Raw genomic sequence first — 22439 nt, forward strand, 5'->3', positions numbered from 1 at the left:
TTGCAAAAAAAACGTCTTGATGCGGGAAAGATCCCGTATCAAGACGGTCATTCTTTTGATCCTCGAAAAAGAAACGATTACTGTTTTTGAATCTCCATCACGACGTTGTTCAGGAGATACAATACAATATTATCATTATCTCTGAGAGATTGCACGCTTAAAGTGTTGTCACCCTGGTGAACAAATACATTAGAGCCAAGTGCAAAACGGTAGTTCAAGTCTGATGTCGTCTCCCGTTTAACCAAAATTTGGTTACCTACCCCATCATAAGACCAGAACTGTTTACTCATGACAGTAAGCACTCTGAATCGCGTGGAATTATCTGTATCTTTAGTCATTTCCACACGGTCGCCAACCGTGAGGTTAGTCAAAGATGTTAATGTCGAACCGGATTTTACAACTTTAACAGGTCCACTCACAGATACTTTATCTGTCGTACCATTAAACTGTTTCAGTGTAACCGAGGTTGCGTCCACTGCAGTAACTTCGGCCAGCGTACGTTTTACCACTTGAACAGCCTTCGGTGTAGCTCCTTCAAACGTTACGTTAATCAAATTGCCCGCAGTCAACTGGGAAGCCGTCATGGATTGACCACCTTCGCCAGTCAATACCGCTTGATCCACATAGAACTGACTTGTCAACAGATCTGATTTTACACGAACACGACCGTTCGATTCTATGGAGACAACTTCGAACTGAGCAACTGTTTTCAACGCAATCTTCTGCGCTACATCCTGATTTGTTCCAAGGGTAACCGCAACGTTATCCCCTACCTTTAAATCGGACAGACTGGCCGTTGATTTATTATACATTTCAACCGCTGGTGCCGTCGTATAAGGAACAGTAATCGTCTGGTTCCCGGATAACAAGCTGATTTTTCGGTTTGTTGTATCAATATTGCTAATTGTGCCTTCGTATTTGTAAATTATCTTCACAGACAATGCACGAGTTCCCACATAAGTCAAATCCAGTTTGCGTCCGTCATTGAGCAAGGACTCCAGACCTGCCAATGTCGGTTTGACTGTGTTATAGTCCATTTTTGTTTTTTCATCCAGTGTAAATACATAAGGCTTTTTATTTGCATCCAGCACGGTCAGCACTTTGGTTTTACTGTTATAGGATACAACTGTAGCCCCGTTCAGAGGTTCCATTTGCCGGCCGATCACCTGAATGCGAGTTACCTGGTCATCACTGTTTAATGTCAATTCAACCTTGTCACCATTGTTCGCATCCGTAATCAGGTCATTCAGCGTTGCATCTTGAATACCATTAATAATCACTTCCGGCTTCTCACTCAGCAATTTTGCTTCAAGTGAACCTCCATCACGTTTATACGTCAATGTGGACTGGTTGCCGCCGATCTCCACTAATGTTCCACGAACGGATTGTTCAACGCCCTGAGCGAGCTCAATGGTCTGCAGAACACTGTCTTTGACAGTGTATTTCACAGCACTGCCTGCCTTCAAATCAGCCAGAGACAAAATGCGGTTTTGATAACGAATAATTAGATTATCTGTATACGCGTACTGCTCCGTTGCCCCCGCAGCGTTCACGAGCTTGATTGTTTTCCCGGAAGTAACCACTTCCGCAACTACACCGCTGTCACTCTTGTTAACGATACCTGATTTAACCCGGATCACCACTGTTTTTTTGTCAGCCGAGAACGTCTCGCGCTGTACTTCAATGATGCTGTCAACGGTAATATCAGACAGTTTAATCGCTTGTCCGTTCTGGTCCATGAATGCAGTGTTCTCATCGTAAGTATATGTTTCATAGTTTTCGCCTACAAAGAGGCCGATTTTGTTCCCGGACAATGCACGCGCAAACGTACCTTCTACGCTCTCCATTTGTTGCTTGGCATCAACAACCTCCACATAGGAAGCTGCACCTGCCGAACCAACAATAAGAACTTTCGTATATAGTTTCACATCCGATGCAGATACGCGTGTTTCGCTATCTTTGGTAAAGTACGGGGTACTGCTGTTCACTGCATAGTTAACCGCTTTGCCGTCAACTAGTAGCGTGATCTGCCCGTCTTTCAATCCTGTAACGTAACCCGTAGAAGTATTCGGATACTTCGTATCCGTCAACGATTCACCACGGCTAAAAAACGTTGCAAGCTGTGCACGAGTTACGGAGCCTGTCGGATTGAACTTGTTGTTTTCCAAACCTTTGGCCAGATCCAAACTAACAGCCAGATTTACATACCCTTTCGCACTGTCCGAGATATTTGCATTGTCTGCAAAACCAGTGGATTGATTATTCTGTGCTTTCGCTTCAGCATCTTTGTTCAACGAGCGGATTAACAGTTTGGTAATCCATTCACGAGTTGCCGGCTTTTGCCCCCATGTTGTTTTCGAGACATCAGATGATGCTTCTTCCGTTTTATCCACGAGTCCCAATTGAAGTGCAAGCGCAACATATGGCTTAAAGTAGTTTCCTACTTCCATATTTGTCGGTAATGCCGCAGCCGTGCTCGTATTCAACTGTGATTCCATATTCATAAAACGGATGGCCATCGTTATCGCTTCTTGTTGCGTTACCGCGTCCCCTGGACGAAACAGGCCGTTATTGCCGAGAAGAATGCCTTGATACGCCAGCTTGTATACATGTTTCTCAGCCCAGTATCCAGCCTTGATATCACTAAACAAACCTGTTGGTGCAGCCGTACTTTGTACTGCCGCATTTTGGCCCTGCCCCGTTTCTGTTGTGTCTGCTGCCATAGCAGCTCCACCCGCGCTAAGGGCCATCATGCCTGCAAGCACGGCTGATACTACTTTTTTAGAGTGTGATGGATGGTTATATTTAAAAGTCACCTATGATTCCCCTCTCTCATATAAAAACGACCTCAATCCGTGAGTCCACGGTAACACACTTGAAGCAAAGCTTAATTGGATCTTGTCATTGGATGCTCAAGATCCACATGTCCCATCAAACTTTCAGTTGATTTACCATCTACCAGCAGATCAAGCGATTTTACTTCGTCGAACTGGAAGAACGTTTGTTTCAACGCATCGATGGCAAACGATTCACCACCAGCACCAAGACGTGCCGTATCCGGCATATGAATATCCAGTGTCAGTGCTCCATCCTTGAATTGAACTGATTTCAGTTCAATATCTTTGGACCAAAGCGGAACGAGCTTCTCATCTTTGCTTTGCTGCAAGGAAGCAAAAGCCTCTTTATATTTGTCATCTTCCGATGCAAACGTAATTTCGGCTGATGCTTTGTGAAGTTCCAGCTCCTCCGGATCGGTATAAAACACTTCAATGGATTTCTTCTCTTTGCTATCGGATGTTGAAGGTTTATCCGTGGATGTCTCACCAGAAGATGCTGTTCCCTCCGAGCTTCCGTTCGCTGAGTTAGATGGTGTTGTGTTGTTATCCTCGGAACCAGCCGTCGTAGGGTCGGTAATCACCTGACCCTCCACCTCTGTAGCGCCGTTCCCTGTTTGTGTCTCTGATCCCGCACCTTGCGTCTGGGTTGGAGCAGCTGTCGGTTTACTGCCACATCCAGCAGCTACGGCCATAACCGTTACCAGCAAAGCCGCGATCCATATTTTTTTGTTCATTCTAACTCATCCTCCTCAGCATAAGGGTTGTCCCTTATTAAATTCCCAAATACTCCTTGATCCCAGCAACAATACCTTTGGCTACATTGTTTTGGAAATTTTCCGTAAACAATACAGCTTCATCACTCTTGTTGCTAAGGAATCCCCCCTCTAAAAGCACCGCAGGCATCGTTGTTTCACGGGTTACATGGAGACTGGCCATTTTTACGCCACGGTCTTTTAAACCGGAAGACTTCACGAGATACTTGTGCATGATATTGGCCAATTCCTTACTAACCGAACGAGAATAAAAAGTTTCTACCCCCGTTGCCGCGACAGGGCCGCTATTCGCATGAATGGAGATGAAGATATCTGCATTTATGTTCTGTGCAACCTTCACACGTTCTTTCAGTGCGAGAAATGTATCATCACTACGTGTTAATACGACATCGATCTGAGGTTCTTTTTTCAGAAGTGCCTCCACTTTCAATGCCATGGCAAGATTGAAATCTTTTTCTCTTTTGCCTGTAACACCAATCGCTCCAGGGTCTTGATCTCCGTGTCCCGCATCGATGACTACAACTTTCTTGCCATTCCCGCCAACGGGCGGAGCAGGTGTGCTACCTTGATGGTTTAGATCAATAATGAGCAATCCTGAATCGTTCTGCACACTGTACCCTTTGGCACCTGTCAGATCAATAACAAACCGAATGGTGGAAGGACTGTTGCTATATAAGGAATAACGAATTTGAGACACATCTGGATACCCGTTAACAACGAGTTGACCATTTTGATTGCTATCCAGCGCCTGACCTTGACTAAACGAATCCGCAAAAGCCGTATTTGGCAGATCAATTACAATTCGATCCGGGCCGTTCATCGTAAATACGTTCGGCTTTGTGCTTCCACTTGTAGCAATCATGAAACGGTTGTCGCTAAAGCTAATGCCGTTCACTTGTACAAGACCTTCCTGGCCCGATCCTCCGCCATCGTTACCAGAGTTCGGGGGAGTGGTTGTCCCGTTTCCGGAACCTGAATTCTGGGTAACTAATGTTACCGTCTTCGTGGTGTTGTTCCAACCCACCTTAAGACCCATTTGCTCTCCGATGAAACGGAGTGGTACTAAAGTCGTACCATTTTTTACGAGGGGCGGGGCATCCAGGTCTACGTTACTGCCGTTCACTGTTGCCGTCTTCTGTCCAACAATCATCTGCATGGCAGTGTTGTCTTTGCTAATCGTCACCGTTTGCGACTGTTGTTTCCAATCGACAGAGTATCCCAAACTTTCGGAAACCGTACGGATCGGCACCATCACCTTACCATTGATGTTATCCGCTTTCGCATCCGAAGGCTGTACGATCTCATTCCCGTCTAGGATAATTTTCGTGTCTGCTGCTGCATGACTATAGCCCGGGAAAACGAGCCCAAAGACAAATAACAGTACCAAAAAACCGAACTTCTTCATCCTTCACCCCTACCAATCTCATATTTTTTTGCCGCATGTTGTAGACTTGCAACTTTCACTGCACACTTGGGCATTACCAGACACCTATTAGACGTCTCCCAATCTCAAAAGTTGCGAATATATTCCAACATAACAGAAAAAAAACGTTGTCAGATCAAGCTTTTTTTACATTTTAATGTCTTATTTTTTCCTGATTTATCAAATATGCATCTTGAAACAACGGGCTTCCCTAATCTGCATATTTACGAAAAACACCATTCTACAAACTCAAATAATCTAAAATTCCGTCGACAATCGCCTGAGCACAGTCATCCTGATATGATTCTGTAAGCATCAGAGCTTCATCTGTTGGATTGCTCAAAAAACCCAATTCAAGGAGTACAGCCGGCATTGATGTTTCCCGAGTCACGTGAAGACTCGCCACTTTTACGCCGCGATCTTTAAGTCCTGTAACAGGCAATACATGTTTGTGTAGGATCTCCGCTAAACTTTTGCTTTCTTTTCGTGTGTACAATGTTTCTATTCCGTTTGGAACCGGAGTTGTGAATTTGTTTCCATGGATGGACACAAACAGATTCGCCTGGTTCAGCTTCGCTATATCCACACGTTGTTGCAAGGAAAGCTCCGTATCATCCTGACGTGTAATCACGGTTTGAATGTTAGCATGCTGTTCCAGAAGCGCCTTCACTTTAAGTCCTACAGCTAGATTAAAATCTTTTTCGTAAGCACCTGATACACTGACTGCACCAGACTGACGTCCACCATGTCCAGGGTCAATAACAATCACTGTTTTACCGTTATTCTCCGGTAAGGCTGGCTGACTCCCCGATGTTCCATTCGCAGCTGATAGGTCAACGAGTAACACGTTATTCTCTCCAACTGACCAGTTTGCTGTTGCACTTTGATTTAGATCCAAAACCACTCGCACCGTCGATGGCGACTGGCTGAACATGGCAAATCGGACTTTAGAGACAAGAGATGAATCCGTGACATCGATTTGCCCGCTTCCATCAGGATTCGAAGCCTGTCCCTGCACAAATGTCTGTGAAAAGGTGGTATTCGGTAGATCTACAATAATTCGCTCAGGCCCGCTAATACTGGACACTTTAGGGCTGATGTTTCCATTTGTCGCCACGATTAAACGGTCTCCGCTGTAACTTATGCTTTGCAGTTCCGTCAGACCAACTGGGACAGGAGTCACCACCGGATCACCATCAGGCTCCGTATCTACTACAGGTGGAAGACTAAACAAACTGACCGTTTTAGTACCATTGTCCCATCCTACCTGTAGTCCCATGCCCTCACCTACAAAACGCAAAGGTACTAGTGTCGTACCCTGTTTAATCAAGGGAGGTGCATCCAGATTGACGACATTTCCGTTAATCGTAGCTGCATCTTTGCCAGCCGTCATCTCGATGGAGCTATTGCCTCGCTGAACGTGCACCGTTTGCGTTGCCTGTTCCCATTTCACGTCATAACCCAGGTTTTCGGATACAATACGAATCGGAACCATGACCGTTTTCCCAATATTCTCTGCGGGTGCTCCTACTTTTTGGTCAATGGTGACTCCATCTAGCACGATTGAAGGCGCACGGTCTGCATGAGCCATCACTGGGAAAAGACAAAGGAACAGAAAAAAAATGACTGCGGCCGACCATTTCTTCATTCGTCATCCACCATTCTTGTTAAGTTATATAAATTTGAGGCCTGATTCACTACCTGTATTACGCTATGTACCCTTCCATAATCTACTATCCAGTCTATCAGATATTGTCTAGCGATCCGGTTACAACGTTGTCATATTTAGTCGGAAAATAACAAATCAAAGAAGCCTCCATCTTGAACAAAGGAACGTGAACATTCCTTGTCCAGATGGAGGCTTGTGTTTTATCACTCTATTTAGCCAAAAAGTTTAGCCGCATGACGCTCTTCATAGGCAGTAATCGCATCATCATGTTGAAGTGTCAGACCGATGTCATCCAGTCCTTGCAACAGGAACTGACGACGGTGTTCATCCAGATCAAAATCGATGTGCAATCCGTGTGCATCTGTAATCGTTTTGTTTTCCAGATTCACATTCATCTCATAATTTTCATGGTTTGCAGTACGCTGGAACAAGTCTTCTACCTGCTCTTCGGACAGTTTAATCGGCAAAATCCCGTTTTTGAAACAGTTGTTATAGAAGATATCCGCAAATGAGGGTGCGATGACACAACGGAATCCATAGTCCATAATGGCCCATGGTGCATGCTCACGAGAAGAGCCGCAACCAAAGTTAGCACGAGAAATCAGAATTGATGCTCCTTCATAACGCGGTTTGTTCATTTCGAAAGAAGGATTGGTGTTTCCCTCTTCATCAAAACGCCATTCATAGAACAAAAACTGTCCAAATCCGGTGCGTTCAATCCGCTTCAAAAATTGTTTCGGGATAATTGCGTCTGTATCTACATTGACCCGGTCTACCGGTGCCACGATGCCTTGCAGTGTTTGAAATGCTTCCATATGTTCCGTTCTCCCTTCTGGCGATTATCGCTTAGATCGCTGCTTCTGTTTTGAAATTCCAGTCACGTACGTCTACAAAATGACCTTTCACCGCTGCGGCTGCTGCCATTGCTGGTGAAACCAGATGCGTACGTCCTCCGCGGCCTTGACGTCCTTCAAAGTTACGGTTGGAAGTCGATGCGCAACGTTGTCCTGGTTGCAGTACGTCCGGATTCATCGCAAGGCACATACTGCACCCTGCATCACGCCATTCGAAACCGGCTTCTGTGAAAATTTTGTCCAATCCTTCTTTTTCAGCCTGGATTTTAACACGACCAGAACCTGGTACTACGATGGCTGTTACATTGCTGGAAACGCTATGTCCTTTGGCAACTTTCGCCGCTGCGCGCAAATCCTCAATCCGCCCGTTGGTGCAAGAACCGATAAATACATAATCAACTGGGATTTCGGAAATTGGCGTTCCAGGTGTAAGACCCATATATTCAAGTGCTTTTTCAGCCGCTTTACGTTCATTTTCAGTAGGCAATTCTGCCGGTACAGGAACTTTCGAAGAAATGTCTGTACCCATGCCTGGGCTAGTACCCCAGGTTACTTGTGGGATCAACGTTTCCACATCGATTTCAACGACATGGTCAAACTCCGCACCTTCATCCGTCACAAGCTCTTTCCACGCCGCAACAGCTTCATCAAACTTTGCACCTGTAGGAACATACTCGCGTCCACGCAGATATTCAAACGTTGTTTCATCCGGAGCGATCAGTCCTGCTCTTGCTCCACCTTCGATGGACATGTTACATACAGTCATACGCTCTTCCATGCTCAGTTCACGGATGGATTCGCCTGTATACTCGATAACATAACCTGTAGCGAAGTCCGTACCATATTTGGCAATGACCGCGAGGATCATGTCTTTAGCCGTAACACCCGGGTTACGTTTGCCGACAAAACGAACTTCCATCGTTTTTGCTTTTGCTTGTTGCAAACATTGTGTTGCCATAACATGTTCCACTTCACTTGTTCCGATACCAAATGCAAGTGCACCAAATGCCCCGTGAGTAGATGTATGGCTGTCGCCGCATACAATCGTTTTACCCGGATGAGTCAGTCCCAGCTCAGGTCCCATAACGTGTACGACGCCTTGATCGATCGTGTCCAGATCGTACAACTTCACGCCGAAATCACGGCAGTTCTGAGACAAAGTATCAATTTGCTGTTTGGAGATCGGATCTGTAATGTTAAAACGATCCTTCGTTGGCACGTTATGATCCATCGTTGCAAATGTCAGCTCTGGACGGCGAACTTTACGACCGCTCAGGCGAAGTCCTTCAAATGCTTGCGGGGATGTTACTTCGTGTACAAGATGCAGGTCAATATACAGAATGCTTGGTTTTCCTTCTTCCTGATGAATTACGTGGTTTTCCCAAATTTTCTCAAACATCGTTTTTTTACTCATCATTTTCACCTCATCATAAGTTCGGTCCTTGGAAGAGCTTCTTGCATGTTCGTGTAAAAGTGAAGCTCTTGAATGACATAAATATATCACCCCGTCCTTCATTGTTCCAAGATATAATATCTATAGATGTAATAGGTTTAACCTATAATAAGACAAACAGCAATAAACCACTGCAGGATACAGAGGCTTCAATTGATAACAATTATCATTATCATATATAACTTATACTACGTGCATGTCTTGGCCCTGTCAATGCTTTAATTTCTCTTTTTGAATTCTGTCAGGGCCATGCTTCCCTGATAAGAATAACGAACCCTTGCGCTTTAATGGTATAATAACGACATCGATGAAAGGAATGACGGATCATTATGGAATTCAGACAACTTCAATATACACTGCAGATTGCTGCTGAACGGAACTTCTCAAGAGCCGCAGAAAAATTACATATTGCCCAGCCTTCACTCAGTCAGCAACTGTCCAAACTTGAGAAGGAACTTGGCGTATTGCTTTTTCAACGGAATACCAGCACTGTTGAGCTGACACACGCGGGAGTTACTTTTGTTGAGCAGGCCCAAAAGATTGTTGATGCCATGGAGCTGTTGCGTCAGGAAATGTCGGATATCTCGCAGCTTCGCAAAGGAAAGGTTGTTGTAGGCAGTATGCCGATTACCGGCTCTCATCTGCTTCCTCATGTGCTCCCAGCCTTTCAACAAGCTTACCCCGACATCGAAGTTACTTTACTAGAAGATTCCGGGGTTACACTCGAAAAATTAACAGCGAGTGGCAAAGCTGACCTCAGCCTGCTCTCTCTACCCTTGCAGGAGTCCAGCTTGTCTTATGTCACGATTGGCGAGGAACGTATAGATCTGGCAGTACCGCCGAATCACCCTTTGGCTCATCGGGGAACCCCGGGCAATCTGCAGCCTGTGCGGATTGATGAGCTTCGGGATGAACCCTTTGTTGTACTAAAAAAAGGACAGGGCTTCCGCAAGCTGACGTTTGATCTCTGCGAACAAGCCGGTTTTGACCCACAGGTGGTATTTGAGAGCACCAACATTGAAACATTGCAATCGCTGGTGGCAACAGGCATGGGCATCACTCTGGTACCCCGTTTTATCGCCCGTGCACCCCGCAGCGAGTTCGTGCCTGTATATGTCCCGCTTGCCGATCCAACGCCAAGTCGTACGCTTGTCGTCGCTTATCGTCAAGGGCGGGTTCTATCCAAGGCAGCCGAAGCTTTTATACAAACTTTCCAACAAACCGTTGCGGAGCTTTCCAAGACAGATTAAACCGATGCTGCAACAAGCTCGTGCATTTATGATTTGCATTGTGCAATCACAAGATGACGAGAACACTTATAAGCTCTTACCAAAAAAGCCGTCCACATAGTCTAATGACTACGGGACAGCTTTTTTTCGTTTACAGACCAGCTAAACAACTGATCCACAAACAATGTAGCATCTTTTGTTACAGTACAATGTTGCTTGTTAATACATAAAATCATGGCAAGTAAGCACTCGCTATTCACGCATCAACCTTCATTTCACTGTCACTGTCATACCGCTTAACTTGTCTTGTGTCAAATAATTGCATATATCATAGCTTATCTAGCATATCTCACATCATCTTAATTCGTAACCTTCAGTTATTCTGCGCAAGCATAATTCTACCCTTTACCTTCGCAGATTACGATCACTTGTCAGCCTGTTCTGTTGATCCATGGCACGGCCTTCTTCCTGCGAATTCTCAGGGGGTGACAAGCCTCCCGTCCCATTCTCTAAGAATGCTCTTAAGTGATCTACCCTTCTGTTGCCTTGTTCCAGTCTCCTGAGCGTATCTTTCACATGGTTGTCCATTGATTGATCATCCTCCTTGGTGACGGGATAGTTATAATTATCCGCCTGCTGGAGCGATAAACAGCATATTCAAAGTTTTCAGATCAAAATGCGGCTGACAGAGTAACGTTTGAGTTTCTAAATTACTTCCCGCTAAAATAAATGCTTGGTCTGCGATCCTCAAACACCGGGATGCGTCCGCGAACTTCGTCAACCAAACCAGGACGGATGACTCCCGATACAATTTCTTCGCCTTCACCGCCTTCAACTACGATCTCTCCCCACGGGTCGACGATCAAGGAGTGCCCAAAAAATTCAGTATCTCCCCCTTTGCCCACGCGGTTACATGCAATAACATACATCTGGTTCTCGATAGCCCGAGCAGTCAATAATGTGCGCCAGTGATGCAGACGCGGATTAGGCCATTCGGCAGGCACAATTAATGCACGTGCGCCATTCAGAGCGAGGGTTCGAGCTAATTCCGGAAACCGAATATCATAACAGATCGATGCCCCGGCCGTCAGACCGTTGCCGAGTTCGAACATTTCAGGCTGCGCACCCGGCTCCAAGTATTTTTCCTCATCCATCAGACGAAACAAATGAAGTTTATCATAACGTGATACTTCTGTTCCTTCCTCATTATAAGCATACATCGTATTGTAGATCTGTCCGTCACGCTTCTCGGCAATCGAACCGCCCACGATGGAGATTTGATGTTTTTTCGCAAAAGCAGACAGCCATTCCCTTGACGTTTGCCCATCCGGGTCAGCAAGTTCATGAATTTGCGGCAAAGCATATCCGGTGTTCCACATTTCGGGAAGCACGGCCAGCTTTGCATCCGGATATTGCTCCAATGAGTGTTCAAGCAACCTCTGCATATGTTGATGGTTAGCTTCCGGATCTCCCAGTTTAATATCCCCTTGAATCAAAACAACCCGCATTTCCCCTTGTTCAGTCATGACCCAACACTCCTCCGAACCGTAATACTTGATATCATAGCTTGATCCCTAGAAAATTCGCAACCGTATTAACTCGGATGACTACCTAACAGTTCAGGTAACCTCTCCAGCAACTGGTCACATATCTGTGCATCACCTGAATTCCACGCCAGTTCCTCCAAAGGATAAACACGTCCTTGTTTTACAGCCGTAAGAGCTCTCCATTCTGGACTCTGTATCAGTTTCTCTGTCGCCTGCCGTGCATCTGGCTCCTGAGGAAGCATGAGGAACAGATGATCTCCAGCATATTCTTGAACCGTATCAGCCGAAATCTCTTTGTATGCTCTGCCTGCTGCAAGAGCTTCCTGTACCTTATGAACAGGCCTGAAACCAAATGGGTGATATAATAATGGCGCAAGTCCGATATTTCCCATCACAAACAAGCGAGCTCCCCGATGGTATGTGAGTACTGAGGCTGTTTCTCCCAGATGAATTATTTCGCTAATCTTCTCCCACATCTGCAATGTACGTTCTTCATACGAACTCAGCCATCGCTTGGCTTGTTTCTGCCTGCCAAACCAGTTCCCTACTCTCGTCAAACGTTCATGAAGAGGCGCATGCGAATTGTAAGCCAGCGTAGGTGCAATGCGCGTTAAATGCTTATACTGATGCTCATCTTCACTATCTATAATGATCAGATCCGGCTTCAAACGAATCGTCTTTTCGACATTGATCGGAGTGCCTGCATTATACTCCTCATCCTCAATTAAATGGATACCTAATACTCGCAAATCCCCTGCAGTATCTCCATAATAGATCACTCGCTCTGGATTAGCGGGAATACGTACATCGTGTCCTAACCAATCCTGAACCAAGGTCTGCTGTTGAATAGATCTGTCATACTGACGAGGAGATAGTCCGGTAATCTGGCGAAAACGTCTGCTAAAATAATATTCATCTTTGAATCCGACACGGCTCGCGATATCACGTAAAGGCTCATCTGTCTTGCGTAACCAATCTTTGGCATGCTGAATTCGAACATGATTGATGTAATCAAGCGGTTTCTGACCAGTACGTTGCTTGAACATTGTCGTGTATAGTTTAGGACGAACACCAGCCATATTCGCAAGCTTATGGACCGTGATTTCATCTCTGTAACACTCATCAATATACTGAATCGTCCGGGTTAACCTGGACTCCGAATTTGTATCCGTACCTTTTGTGGTATAACGGGTTATGATCTGTTCCATCCATCGTTGAAACCGTACGTTCAGATGGCAATACTCCGCATCATTTTTATAATTTCGGGCCGCAAACAATTCGACTAACACTCCACTCACAGACTCATATGTAGCATCGTTGAACTGAGCGCGTTGCTGAAATAAAGGTGGTGAATACCACTTGAGATGGCCGGACAAAACCTGAAAAGCATCATATGCCATAACCGTATAAGTCAAATGGTTTGAATTTCTGTGTTCCAGCTGGTATGCCTCGCCCGGAGAAATCGGATAGATACAACCCGCAGTAAACGGCCAGTATTCCTGGCCGATGTACAAGTGCCCTTCTCCTTCTTCACAGATTAAAAATGTATGTTTATCACACTGTACCTCCAGCATGATTTGATTAGATCGTTCAATTCGTCGCTCCAGTTGCTCCAGCCGAAACATGAATGTCGAAAAAAATAACTTATCTTGATTCACATCCAACGTCTTCATGTTCATTTATCTCCTAGCATTACTGAGAATTATTATCATTCAAAACTCTATGGACTCATTATAGTCTAGTGCTAATCTTATATCTAGATCATTCGGTAATGAAACCCTCAGAGATAATTAGTATCAAAAAAGCGCTCAACCAAAGTTGAGCGCTTTAGGGAATTTTATTTTATTTGAACCTTACAATCGAGTTCCTGAAATTTCAAGATTTCATTTGGTGGTGATTCGGTTGTGGGATTTCCTTAAAATTTTTGAATCATCTGTTCGGGTAGCTCTTTCAATAACCATTCTCTGGACATCGCATCACCCGAAGCTTTAACAATATCAAAATGATACACCTTGCCAGCTTTAACTGCGGGCAGGTTTTTCCATACTGCGCTGTCTAACAATTCCTTGGTGGACTGCTTGGCATCATCCGTTACTGGTTCAAGGATAAATATCCGATCACCGGCAATTTCTGTCATTTTTTCCGTAGAAATCTCCGCAAATCCCATTCCCTCCTTCAATAACTTCTGGATTTCAGGTGTTGGTTTCATCCCGTCTTTGCCATATAACAACTGTGGTAACCCGGCTCCAGCCATCACAAAAAGACGATTCCCCGGATACATCGTAAACACCGATGCTGTCTCTCCTTCTTTTAGGCCATGATCACGAAGCTTTTTCCACATTTGCTCTGTTGCGGTTTGATGCGCTGTAATCCAGTCCTCTGCCTCCTGTTTTTTGTTTAACAGGTCGCCTAACGTTCGCATGCGCTCCTCCAATGTTGCGAATGAATCAAAGGTTACTGTAGGTGCGACTTTTGAGATCTGATCATACTGTGCCTCATCACTATTCGAAAAAATAATCAGATCCGGATTCAATCCAACGGCCCTCTCTACACTAAACGGAAATCCTACATCTTCCGAATCCGCTATCTGGTCGTCAAACACCATGCCTTCCTGTCGAAGTATGCCCACAGGGATAACGCCCAGCGCGACCAGATCCCCGGTAACTTCGCCATGATAGATTACACGTTGAGGAGTAACAGGCACGGTCACGGTATGACCTGTCCAATCCTTGAACTGTCTTGTCTGTCCGACGTTTTCCTCATCTGCAGAAGTTTGTTTTCCGGTTTCTGTGTCTCGACTTGCCTGATTAACCGATACATTACCTAGATTCTCTGAAGCTGGTGCAGATGTCGATGCCTCGTTTGAACATGCGAATAAAAGTACGGACAATGCTGTGACTGTCAATAAAAGGGCCGTATTTCGGAACTTGTTTTGGTACTTGTTATGGTACTTGCTTTGCATCTCTATTTCTCCCCCTGTTTGATATGCTCTCAAGATTTTTCAAGTGATATTGATTATCATTATCGTAAAATATCTTAACTCATGGATTTTCTGATCTCAATGGATAAACTTGAATTTTGCATTTCCCTTTTGTACAAAAATGTTCTTCCTCACTTCTATCTCCCTCTATACAGCTCGGGATTGACGTGATAAATTAATGAGAACGTTTTGCCATAAATGAACATCATGGAGTGATATATACGATGACGAATTCAGAACATAGATCTTCTCTTTCAGCCTTTCCAATCCCGTCTGCAAATGTCATGTCACAACTGCCAACGCAATTTTTTGCTACTCTTGTTCAAAATGTAAACCGCGAAATCGCAAGTGGCCATGATGTCATTAATCTGGGACAGGGTAATCCTGACACCCCTACACCCCAGCATATTATTCAATCTTTACAGCAATCAGCTGAAAATCCGCTTTATCACAAATACTCTCCGTTTCGCGGGTATGCCTTCCTGAAGGAAGCCGTTGCCAAGCGTTACAAGGAAGATTACAACGTTGATCTTGATCCCGAGACCGAGGTCGCTATTCTTTTTGGTGGCAAAACCGGACTGGTTCAATTACCTCAAGTCTTATTGAATCCCGGGGATGTATGTCTGGTTCCCGATCCAGGGTATCCTGACTATTGGTCAGGCGTTGCTCTTGCGCAGGCGCGCATGAGCTTCATGCCTCTATTAAATTCAAACGCGTTTCTACCCGACTACGAGGCGATCTCCGCTGATGATCGGCAAATGGCCAAGCTTATGTTCCTGAACTATCCCAACAACCCAACCTCGGCCACGGCTCCGCTATCCTTTTACGAGGATACTGTAGAATTTGCAATTCAGAATCAGATAGTCATTGCCAGTGATTTTGCTTATGGTGCGATTGGATATGACGGGCGGCGTCCTGTCAGCTTCTTGCAAGCTCCAGGAGCCAAAGAGGTAGGCATCGAGTTCTACACCCTCTCCAAAACGTATAATATGGCGGGATGGCGTGTCGGATTCGCGCTGGGGAACGCAGAGATTATCTCCAAAATCAATCTGCTGCAGGATCATATCTATGTCAGCCTGTTTGGTGGTATCCAAGCTGCCGCTGCGGAAGCTCTGACAGGCCCGCAGGACTGTGTCACTTCACTGGTCGCACGATACGAATCTCGTCGTGATGCATTTTACGAGGCGCTTAACGCGATCGGTTGGCAAGCGTCCAAGCCGGAAGGTTCATTCTTTGGATGGTTACCTGTGCCGGAAGGTTATACCTCCTCTGGTCTGTCTGAGATTTTGTTACGAGAAGCAAAGGTTGCTGTCGCGCCTGGTATCGGTTTTGGCTCCCGCGGGGAAGGTTATGTACGCATTGGTCTTCTGAGTGATGAGCAACGACTGCGTGAAGCGGCGGAGCGAATTGGGAAGCTTCATCTTTTCAAATAAGTGAAAGCTGAACATATGGCTACAATCTCTTTGCATATGCCTACTTTCCATGGTATGTTATAAGAAATAGTGAACGAAACGTGATGACGGGACCAGTAAGAGAGAATCAGTTGCGCACAGAGAGTAAATTCCATCTGGCTGCAAGAATTTACCGCGGCTTCTCTCCGAAACCTACCCCTGAGCGGCCTGTTGTGTACAGGACAGTGCCTTCTGTTACAGGGCATGAGCCGGATGATCTGATCATGATCATCAATAAAGGTGGTACCGCGGAAGTAACGAACTTTCGTCCTTTTTAACCAAAGGACGGGAGTTTTTTTTGTACCTAAGCAGACTGCTTCGCAATCACTGATTAATTATGTTTAAGGAAGTGAAATCATGACTTCACGTATTGTCGTTAAAATCGGAAGCAGCTCATTAACCACTGAAGAAGGCGGCTTGGATCGCCAGGCAATATCCTTTTTCGCAGATGAAATGGCTTCGCTTGTTGCTCAAGGCCACGAAGTGCTTCTCGTCACTTCTGGTGCCGTTGCTGCCGGATTTCGGGAGATCGGGTATCCTCAGCGTCCCAAACAACTACATGAGAAACAAGCGGCAGCGGCGGTTGGGCAGGCTTTGCTGATGCAGGCATATCAACAGGCTTTTGCGGCGCACCGCGTTACTACAGCGCAAATATTACTGACCCGTACCGACTTCCACAGTCGTAAACGCATGGGAAATGCGGGTATGACCGTAGAGGAACTGCTAAAACAAGGGGTCATTCCGATTTTCAACGAAAATGATACTGTATCTGTCGACGAATTGAAATTCGGTGATAACGATCTGTTATCTGCGCTAGTTGCCAATCTGGTTAAGGCACAGCATCTGATCATCGTTACAGATACCAATGGATTGTACACCGCTGATCCACGTAAAAACCCTGCCGCGAAGCGATACGACCGTATACCTGAAATCACAGCCGAGATATATGCATATGCCGGCGGTTCGGGATCAGCTGTAGGCACAGGCGGTATGCGCTCCAAGGTGGATGCGGCCAAAGTCGCCACACGCGGAGGTGTTCCTGTTTTTGTAGGCAGTGTGAAAGAACCTGGGGACATGCAACTCGCTTTGGATGGAATCGGAAAAGGAACTTATTTTGAGACCAAGCTGGCTTCACTCTCTCGCAAAAAACAGTGGCTTGGCTTCATGTCCACTCCCCTTGGGACAGTTGCTGTTGATCATGGTGCTGAGGAAGCGCTCGTTCACGGTGGGCACAGTCTGCTTCCCGTAGGCGTGAAGCGAGTTCTGGGAACATTCCACGCTGGCGATGTGGTCGAAGTGCTTGGCCCCGATGAGTCGCTACTCGGTCGTGGCATCGTCAATTACGATGATGATCAGCTTCGTCAGATCGCAGGACTGCCAAGCGGTGAGGTCATGAAACAGCTGAACAGTATCCATAGACTTGAAGTGATTCATCGCGATGAATGGATTACGTTAAAATAATAGCGGAACTAGAGGAGGATTTAAGATGAGTGAAGTTCGAGAAAAAGCAAGTAAAGCCAAAGCTGTCGTCACCGAATTAAATCGGCTGAGTACGGAACAGAAGAACGCCGCACTGCGTACTATGGCTGACGCCTTGATTGCTTCGGCGGATGCCATCATTACTGCAAATGTGGAAGATCTGGATCGCGGCAGAGAACAAGGCACTCCTGAATCCATGCTGGATCGTCTGGCACTGAATAAAGAGCGCATCACAGGCATCGCTGAAGGCTTACGTCAGATCGCGGAATTACCCGATCCTGTGGGTGAAGTGCTGGAAACTTTTACACGTCCGAATGGCCTTCACATCGAAAAATCAAGAGTACCCATTGGCCTGATAGGCATTATATATGAAGCTCGTCCTAACGTGACGGTTGACGCTGCAGGCCTATGTCTCAAAACAGGCAATGCTGTGCTCCTGCGCGGCGGCTCCTCTGCTCTTTCCTCCAATCGGAAAATTGTTGAGGTGCTACATCAAGCGCTGGAAACTACGGCAATGCCTGCAGATGCACTTCAGTTAATAGAAGATGCAGATCGTTCTTCCGTTGACGAAATGCTCAAGCTGAACGGACTGCTGGACGTTATCATTCCACGCGGTGGTGCTTCACTGATTCGTACTGTCGTTGCGAATGCAACCGTACCGGTCATTGAGACGGGTGCTGGCATCTGTCATACCTATGTGGATGAATCAGCAGACGAAGCTATGGCGACAGACATTGCTATCAATGCCAAAGCACAGCGCCCATCGGTATGTAACTCTATGGAAACCTTGCTGCTACATGCAAACTATGCAGAAAAGCATCTGCCAACTTTGGCTGAGCGCTTCCGTGAAGCAAGTGTTGTTCTAAAAGGTTGTGAAACGGTGCGTCGCCTTGTTCCGACAGCGGCCCAGGCCACAGAGGAAGATTACGCAACCGAGTATAACGATTATATTTTGAACATCCGCGTTGTGGAAAATCTGGATGAAGCCCTGCAGCATATTGCACACTATGGAACGAAGCATTCCGAATGCATTGTGACCCGTGATGCCGCGAATGCAGAGCGGTTTATGCAAGAAGTCGATGCGGCGGCTGTCTATCATAATGCTTCCACTCGTTTCACCGACGGATTCGAATTCGGATACGGTGCCGAGATCGGAATTAGTACACAGAAGCTTCATGCACGGGGTCCAATGGGGCTTCCTGCTTTAACATCAACTAAATACCGGATTACCGGCAACGGTCAGATTCGTCAATAATATTAAGTACCAGTTATATAGGAGGAACGATATACATGAGCCAAGAGCAACAGACACTACTACAACAAAAGATTACTTTCCACGGAGCAGGTGCGATGGCTGAAGCCATCGTACGTGGGCTCATTTCCCGCCTTGTCGTTCGTCCCCAGGATATTACGATGCTGAATCGCAGCAACCTGAAACGTCAGGAGGAGCTGAGCACCCGTTATGCCGTGCATACCGGAACGGCCTCACAATCGCTGGATATCCTTTCCTCTTCCCCTGTGATTGTGCTGTGTATGAAACCCAAAGATGCCGCCGCTGCGCTTCGTGAACTGGGCCCCCTGTTGTCCCCGGATCAGCTGATCGTATCCGTTATAGCTGGACTATCGATCCGTACGATGCAGAGCCTGCTTGGCCGCAAACAGCCGATTGCAAGAACGATGCCTAACACCTCCAGCACCATTGGACTTGGTGCCACCGGACTTGCTTTCTCTGCAGAGATTACCGATGAACAGCGCAGTACCGTCATGACCCTTTTCGAAGCTGTAGGCATCGTAACGATTGTGCCAGAAGACAAACTCGAAGTGCTCACTGGTATTTCCGGCAGCGGACCTGCCTATGTATACTATCTAATGGAAGCCATGATTGCAGCCGGAATCCGCGGTGGCTTGTCTGGTCAGCAGTCTCGTGACCTAACCGTTCAGACGGTGCTTGGTGCAGCTCGGATGGTACAGCAAACGGGTCTTGAACCGATGAAACTTCGTAGTGATGTCACCTCCCCAGGAGGTGCGACTCAGGCTGCTCTGAAAACGCTCGATGAAGGTGACTTCTTTGAAAATGTGATTGCAGCTGTGAACCGCTGTGCAGAACGCTCTCGCGAGATGGGAGCTGCATTGGAAGGAGATTTAAAACATGAATAACATGTGTACTGCCACATATCGTCTGCATGATGATCATGCCGATTTTCACAAGAAAGCTCAATCCATTGCCATAGGTATGACCGTGGGCAGCTGGACGGAGCTGCCTCAGGCGCAGCGGGAAGCCATGCAAAAACATCTGGGTGAAGTGATCAAGGTTGAGGTTCATGAGGCCGAAGGGTTAGCACCTGGAGAACGTTATGCAGATATCACCATTGGATATCCGGATATTAACTTTAGTCAAGATATCCCAGCTTTGCTTGTCACCGTTTTTGGCAAAATCTCGATGGACGGGCGTATCAAACTGAATCATCTCGGATTTTCAGATCACTTCCTGCGCGCTTTCCCGGGACCGAAGTTTGGGCTTAGCGGTGTGCGGGACCTGCTTGGAGTTCATGATCGTCCGTTATTGATGAGTATTTTCAAATCGGTTATTGGACTTAATGCTGAAGAACTTCGGGAGCAGTTTATCCGCCAGGCTCTTGGAGGCGTTGATCTGATCAAGGATGACGAGATCCTGTTTGAGAACAAGCTTACACCGATTGAAAAAAGAGTTGAGGTCTGCATGAAGGCGGCCGAACAGGCTCGCCAGGAAACAGGCAAAAAACTTCTATACGCCACTAATTTGACGGGACCTACCTCCCGTTTGAAACAACAGGCTGAACGTGCCATCGGCGCAGGAGCCAATGCGTTGCTCTTTAATGTGCTGTCCTATGGTTATGATGTGTTGCATGAACTAAGCAGTGATCCTGACATTAACGTGCCAATCATGGCTCACCCTGCACTTGCCGGTGCCTTGTATCCATCACCGCATTACGGTATTTCCGCGTCCGTGGTATTGGGACAGTTAATGCGTCTCGCCGGTGCTGATCTCGTGCTCTTCCCTTCACCTTACGGCTCGGTTACGATGCCGAAGGAAGAAAATATGGCGATCACTGAGCAATTGCTCACATCTGATCTACCTGTAAGAACAAGTATGCCCGTGCCTTCGGCAGGAATCCATCCAGGACTTGTTCCGATGATTCTGAGAGACTTCGGCAAGGATGTGATCGTCAATGCCGGGGGCGGAATTCACGGACATCCCATGGGAACCGAAGCAGGTGGACGTGCGTTCCTGCAAGCCATTGAAGCCGCTGGGCGCTCCATTCCACTGGCCGAGTATGCTACCGAGCACCCCGAGCTGAAAAGCGCACTTGATCTGTGGGGTGGAGAACGATGAGATCAGATAAGAAAACAGCAATTTTCTGTGATTTTGACGGAACCATTACGCTCTCAGACAACATTGTCGCCATTATGAAACACTTCAAACCAGAAGGCATCGATGCCATCATGAAAGACACGATTGAACAAAAAATATCTCTTCGCGAAGGGGTGGGGGCCATGTTTGCTCTCCTGCCTTCCTCGCAAAAAGATGAAATTGTTGAATTTGTCCTTGGACAAGCAGGCATCCGCGAAGGATTCCAAGCATTTCTGGAGTATGTTCGCAGTGAGGACATCGAATTCAATGTGACCAGCGGTGGCATGGACTTTTTCATTGAGCCGTTACTCGCCCCCTTCGGCATTCCGCAGGATCATGTATACTGTAACGGTGCAGATTTCTCCGGTGAATACATTCGCATTGAATGGCCGCATCCCTGTCAGCCCCCTTGCAAGAACGGCTGCGGGATGTGTAAAACGACCGTAATTCGCACGTTTCCGGAAGAACAGTATAACCGGATTCTGATCGGGGACAGTCTAACAGACTTCGAAGGAGCTAAAATTGCGGACCTGGTCTACTCCCGCTCCATTCTGACGGATAAATGTGTAGAACTTGGTGTAGATCATGTGCCGTTTACGACCTTTTATGACATCATCGAAGATATGAAACAGAAGCAATCACAAGGAGTGCTGTAGACATGGGTTTTGAAAAGATTACACTGGAACATAAACGTCAGGTTCTAGAGGAGCTGGCGGATGTCAAAGCTTTATTTGCAAGCCGGAACTGGTTTCCCGGCACAAGCGGCAATCTGTCGATGCGGGTGGGCGAATTTGACCCGGAACAATTTTATTTTGCGGTGACCGCCTCTGGCAAAGACAAGTCTCTGCGCACGCCGGAAGATTTCCTTTTTGTTGATAAAGAAGGCAAAGCGATCGAAGCGACTACATTGAAGCCGAGCGCCGAAACACTGATTCACTGTGAAATCTATCGTCTAACCGGTTGTGGAGCGGTATTCCATGTGCATACGGTATTTAACAACTTGATCAGTGAATTTTTTGGTGACGAAGGTCATGTGCCGATTCAAGGCATTGAATTGATCAAAGCCTTTAACATTTGGGAAGAAAATGCAGCCATTCGTGTTCCGGTTCTGCCCAACTTCGCACATATTCCTTCCATCGCCGAATTGGTACCGGATGCACTGGATGCCAGTGTTCCAGGAATTCTGCTCCGCAATCATGGCATCTATGCTTGGGGTAAGGATGCTTTTGAGGCGAAGCGTCATCTGGAAGCTTTTGAATTTTTGTTCGAAGTGATGTACCGCCAGCTTTTGCTTAAAGGTGCACAAAAATAGATTATTAAAAAACACACCAGCGGCTTTGGATCAGCCCTGGT

At 46.4% G+C, this 22439-nt stretch carries 18 protein-coding genes and 1 other annotated feature; of the genes, 8 read left to right on the forward strand and 10 right to left on the reverse strand.

The annotated features are described in order from the left end of the window. Window positions 1-77 precede the first annotated feature (77 nt). The 6 genes from FS818_RS10070 to leuC form a co-directional block, all read right to left on the reverse strand. Window positions 78-2816, reverse strand: coding sequence for an S-layer homology domain-containing protein (locus FS818_RS10070; RefSeq protein ID WP_145331686.1), 2739 nt, complete (start codon window positions 2814-2816; stop codon window positions 78-80). A gap of 71 nt (window positions 2817-2887) precedes the next feature. Continuing rightward, window positions 2888-3571 carry a GerMN domain-containing protein gene (locus FS818_RS10075; protein WP_145331687.1) on the reverse strand — a complete coding sequence of 228 codons (684 nt, stop codon included), beginning with the start codon at window positions 3569-3571 and terminating at the stop codon, window positions 2888-2890. Between the two features lie 37 nt (window positions 3572-3608). Beyond that, a complete protein-coding gene (locus tag FS818_RS10080; protein WP_145331688.1) occupies window positions 3609-5015 on the reverse strand; it encodes an N-acetylmuramoyl-L-alanine amidase family protein in 1407 nt (468 codons plus the stop codon). 259 nt (window positions 5016-5274) lie between these two features. Beyond that, window positions 5275-6681, reverse strand: a complete 1407-nt coding sequence (locus FS818_RS10085) for an N-acetylmuramoyl-L-alanine amidase family protein (RefSeq protein ID WP_145331689.1) — start codon at window positions 6679-6681, stop codon at window positions 5275-5277. A 233-nt stretch (window positions 6682-6914) separates the two neighbouring features. Further along, on the reverse strand, window positions 6915-7517 hold the full coding sequence (leuD, locus tag FS818_RS10090) for a 3-isopropylmalate dehydratase small subunit (RefSeq protein WP_145331690.1): 603 nt from the start codon (window positions 7515-7517) through the stop codon (window positions 6915-6917). A gap of 31 nt (window positions 7518-7548) precedes the next feature. Further along, window positions 7549-8970 carry a 3-isopropylmalate dehydratase large subunit gene (gene leuC, locus FS818_RS10095; protein ID WP_145331691.1) on the reverse strand — a complete coding sequence of 474 codons (1422 nt, stop codon included), beginning with the start codon at window positions 8968-8970 and terminating at the stop codon, window positions 7549-7551. A 368-nt stretch (window positions 8971-9338) separates the two neighbouring features. Between leuC and FS818_RS10100 the strand changes: the two genes are divergently transcribed. Continuing rightward, window positions 9339-10259, forward strand: a complete 921-nt coding sequence (locus tag FS818_RS10100) for a LysR family transcriptional regulator (RefSeq protein ID WP_145331692.1) — start codon at window positions 9339-9341, stop codon at window positions 10257-10259. A gap of 384 nt (window positions 10260-10643) precedes the next feature. Here FS818_RS10100 and FS818_RS10105 read toward each other — a convergent pair whose 3' ends face one another. The 4 genes from FS818_RS10105 to FS818_RS10120 form a co-directional block, all read right to left on the reverse strand. Next, window positions 10644-10826, reverse strand: a complete 183-nt coding sequence (locus FS818_RS10105) for a hypothetical protein (RefSeq protein ID WP_090917106.1) — start codon at window positions 10824-10826, stop codon at window positions 10644-10646. A 122-nt stretch (window positions 10827-10948) separates the two neighbouring features. Next, window positions 10949-11764, reverse strand: coding sequence for a carbon-nitrogen family hydrolase (locus FS818_RS10110; RefSeq protein WP_145331693.1), 816 nt, complete (start codon window positions 11762-11764; stop codon window positions 10949-10951). A gap of 68 nt (window positions 11765-11832) precedes the next feature. Further along, window positions 11833-13458 carry an ABC transporter substrate-binding protein gene (locus tag FS818_RS10115; protein ID WP_186375452.1) on the reverse strand — a complete coding sequence of 542 codons (1626 nt, stop codon included), beginning with the start codon at window positions 13456-13458 and terminating at the stop codon, window positions 11833-11835. A gap of 242 nt (window positions 13459-13700) precedes the next feature. Continuing rightward, window positions 13701-14747 (reverse strand): ABC transporter substrate-binding protein, encoded by a 1047-nt coding sequence (locus FS818_RS10120; RefSeq protein ID WP_145331695.1) that lies wholly within the window; start codon window positions 14745-14747, stop codon window positions 13701-13703. A gap of 242 nt (window positions 14748-14989) precedes the next feature. On the opposite strand from FS818_RS10120, the gene FS818_RS10125 reads away from it, so the two are divergent. The 7 genes from FS818_RS10125 to FS818_RS10160 all read left to right on the forward strand — a co-directional run bounded on the left by FS818_RS10125 (window position 14990) and on the right by FS818_RS10160 (window position 22398). Continuing rightward, window positions 14990-16198 (forward strand): pyridoxal phosphate-dependent aminotransferase, encoded by a 1209-nt coding sequence (locus FS818_RS10125; RefSeq protein ID WP_145331696.1) that lies wholly within the window; start codon window positions 14990-14992, stop codon window positions 16196-16198. Between the two features lie 74 nt (window positions 16199-16272). Further along, window positions 16273-16492: a binding site (T-box leader), on the forward strand. Window positions 16493-16573: 81 nt separating this feature from the next. Further along, window positions 16574-17677 carry a glutamate 5-kinase gene (proB, locus tag FS818_RS10135; RefSeq protein ID WP_145331698.1) on the forward strand — a complete coding sequence of 368 codons (1104 nt, stop codon included), beginning with the start codon at window positions 16574-16576 and terminating at the stop codon, window positions 17675-17677. Window positions 17678-17702: 25 nt separating this feature from the next. Beyond that, the gene (locus FS818_RS10140; RefSeq protein WP_145331699.1) at window positions 17703-18950 is read left to right on the forward strand and encodes a glutamate-5-semialdehyde dehydrogenase; all 1248 of its coding nucleotides are present in this window, start codon (window positions 17703-17705) and stop codon (window positions 18948-18950) included. A 35-nt stretch (window positions 18951-18985) separates the two neighbouring features. Further along, a complete protein-coding gene (gene proC, locus FS818_RS10145) occupies window positions 18986-19852 on the forward strand; it encodes a pyrroline-5-carboxylate reductase (RefSeq protein WP_186331630.1) in 867 nt (288 codons plus the stop codon). After that, on the forward strand, window positions 19845-21068 hold the full coding sequence (locus FS818_RS10150; RefSeq protein ID WP_186331629.1) for a 2,3-diketo-5-methylthiopentyl-1-phosphate enolase: 1224 nt from the start codon (window positions 19845-19847) through the stop codon (window positions 21066-21068). The genes proC and FS818_RS10150 overlap by 8 nt, the downstream gene beginning before the upstream one ends. Continuing rightward, on the forward strand, window positions 21065-21742 hold the full coding sequence (locus FS818_RS10155) for a 2-hydroxy-3-keto-5-methylthiopentenyl-1-phosphate phosphatase (RefSeq protein ID WP_145331701.1): 678 nt from the start codon (window positions 21065-21067) through the stop codon (window positions 21740-21742). Before FS818_RS10150 ends, FS818_RS10155 begins: the two co-directional genes overlap by 4 nt. Before the next feature lie 2 nt (window positions 21743-21744). Continuing rightward, window positions 21745-22398: a methylthioribulose 1-phosphate dehydratase gene (locus FS818_RS10160; protein ID WP_145331702.1), complete on the forward strand. Its 654-nt coding sequence runs from the start codon at window positions 21745-21747 to the stop codon at window positions 22396-22398. The last annotated feature ends 41 nt before the right edge of the window (window positions 22399-22439 follow it).

The organism is Paenibacillus xylanexedens (genome assembly GCF_007680605.1).
GTDB classification, from domain to species: Bacteria; Bacillota; Bacilli; order Paenibacillales; family Paenibacillaceae; genus Paenibacillus; species Paenibacillus xylanexedens_B.

Bases quoted from the DNA above. Each gene is read 5' to 3' on its own strand.
- FS818_RS10075 (WP_145331687.1), bottom strand. From the start codon at position 3,571: ATGAACAAAAAAATATGGATCGCGGCTTTGCTGGTAACGGTTATGGCC.
- FS818_RS10080 (WP_145331688.1), bottom strand. From the start codon at position 5,015: ATGAAGAAGTTCGGTTTTTTGGTACTGTTATTTGTCTTTGGGCTCGTT.
- FS818_RS10085 (WP_145331689.1), bottom strand. From the start codon at position 6,681: ATGAAGAAATGGTCGGCCGCAGTCATTTTTTTTCTGTTCCTTTGTCTT.
- leuD (WP_145331690.1), bottom strand. From the start codon at position 7,517: ATGGAAGCATTTCAAACACTGCAAGGCATCGTGGCACCGGTAGACCGG.
- leuC (WP_145331691.1), bottom strand. From the start codon at position 8,970: ATGAGTAAAAAAACGATGTTTGAGAAAATTTGGGAAAACCACGTAATT.
- FS818_RS10100 (WP_145331692.1), top strand. From the start codon at position 9,339: ATGGAATTCAGACAACTTCAATATACACTGCAGATTGCTGCTGAACGG.
- FS818_RS10105 (WP_090917106.1), bottom strand. From the start codon at position 10,826: ATGGACAACCATGTGAAAGATACGCTCAGGAGACTGGAACAAGGCAAC.
- FS818_RS10110 (WP_145331693.1), bottom strand. From the start codon at position 11,764: ATGACTGAACAAGGGGAAATGCGGGTTGTTTTGATTCAAGGGGATATT.
- FS818_RS10115 (WP_186375452.1), bottom strand. From the start codon at position 13,458: ATGAAGACGTTGGATGTGAATCAAGATAAGTTATTTTTTTCGACATTC.
- FS818_RS10120 (WP_145331695.1), bottom strand. From the start codon at position 14,747: ATGCAAAGCAAGTACCATAACAAGTACCAAAACAAGTTCCGAAATACG.
- FS818_RS10125 (WP_145331696.1), top strand. From the start codon at position 14,990: ATGACGAATTCAGAACATAGATCTTCTCTTTCAGCCTTTCCAATCCCG.
- proB (WP_145331698.1), top strand. From the start codon at position 16,574: ATGACTTCACGTATTGTCGTTAAAATCGGAAGCAGCTCATTAACCACT.
- FS818_RS10140 (WP_145331699.1), top strand. From the start codon at position 17,703: ATGAGTGAAGTTCGAGAAAAAGCAAGTAAAGCCAAAGCTGTCGTCACC.
- proC (WP_186331630.1), top strand. From the start codon at position 18,986: ATGAGCCAAGAGCAACAGACACTACTACAACAAAAGATTACTTTCCAC.
- FS818_RS10150 (WP_186331629.1), top strand. From the start codon at position 19,845: ATGAATAACATGTGTACTGCCACATATCGTCTGCATGATGATCATGCC.
- FS818_RS10155 (WP_145331701.1), top strand. From the start codon at position 21,065: ATGAGATCAGATAAGAAAACAGCAATTTTCTGTGATTTTGACGGAACC.
- FS818_RS10160 (WP_145331702.1), top strand. From the start codon at position 21,745: ATGGGTTTTGAAAAGATTACACTGGAACATAAACGTCAGGTTCTAGAG.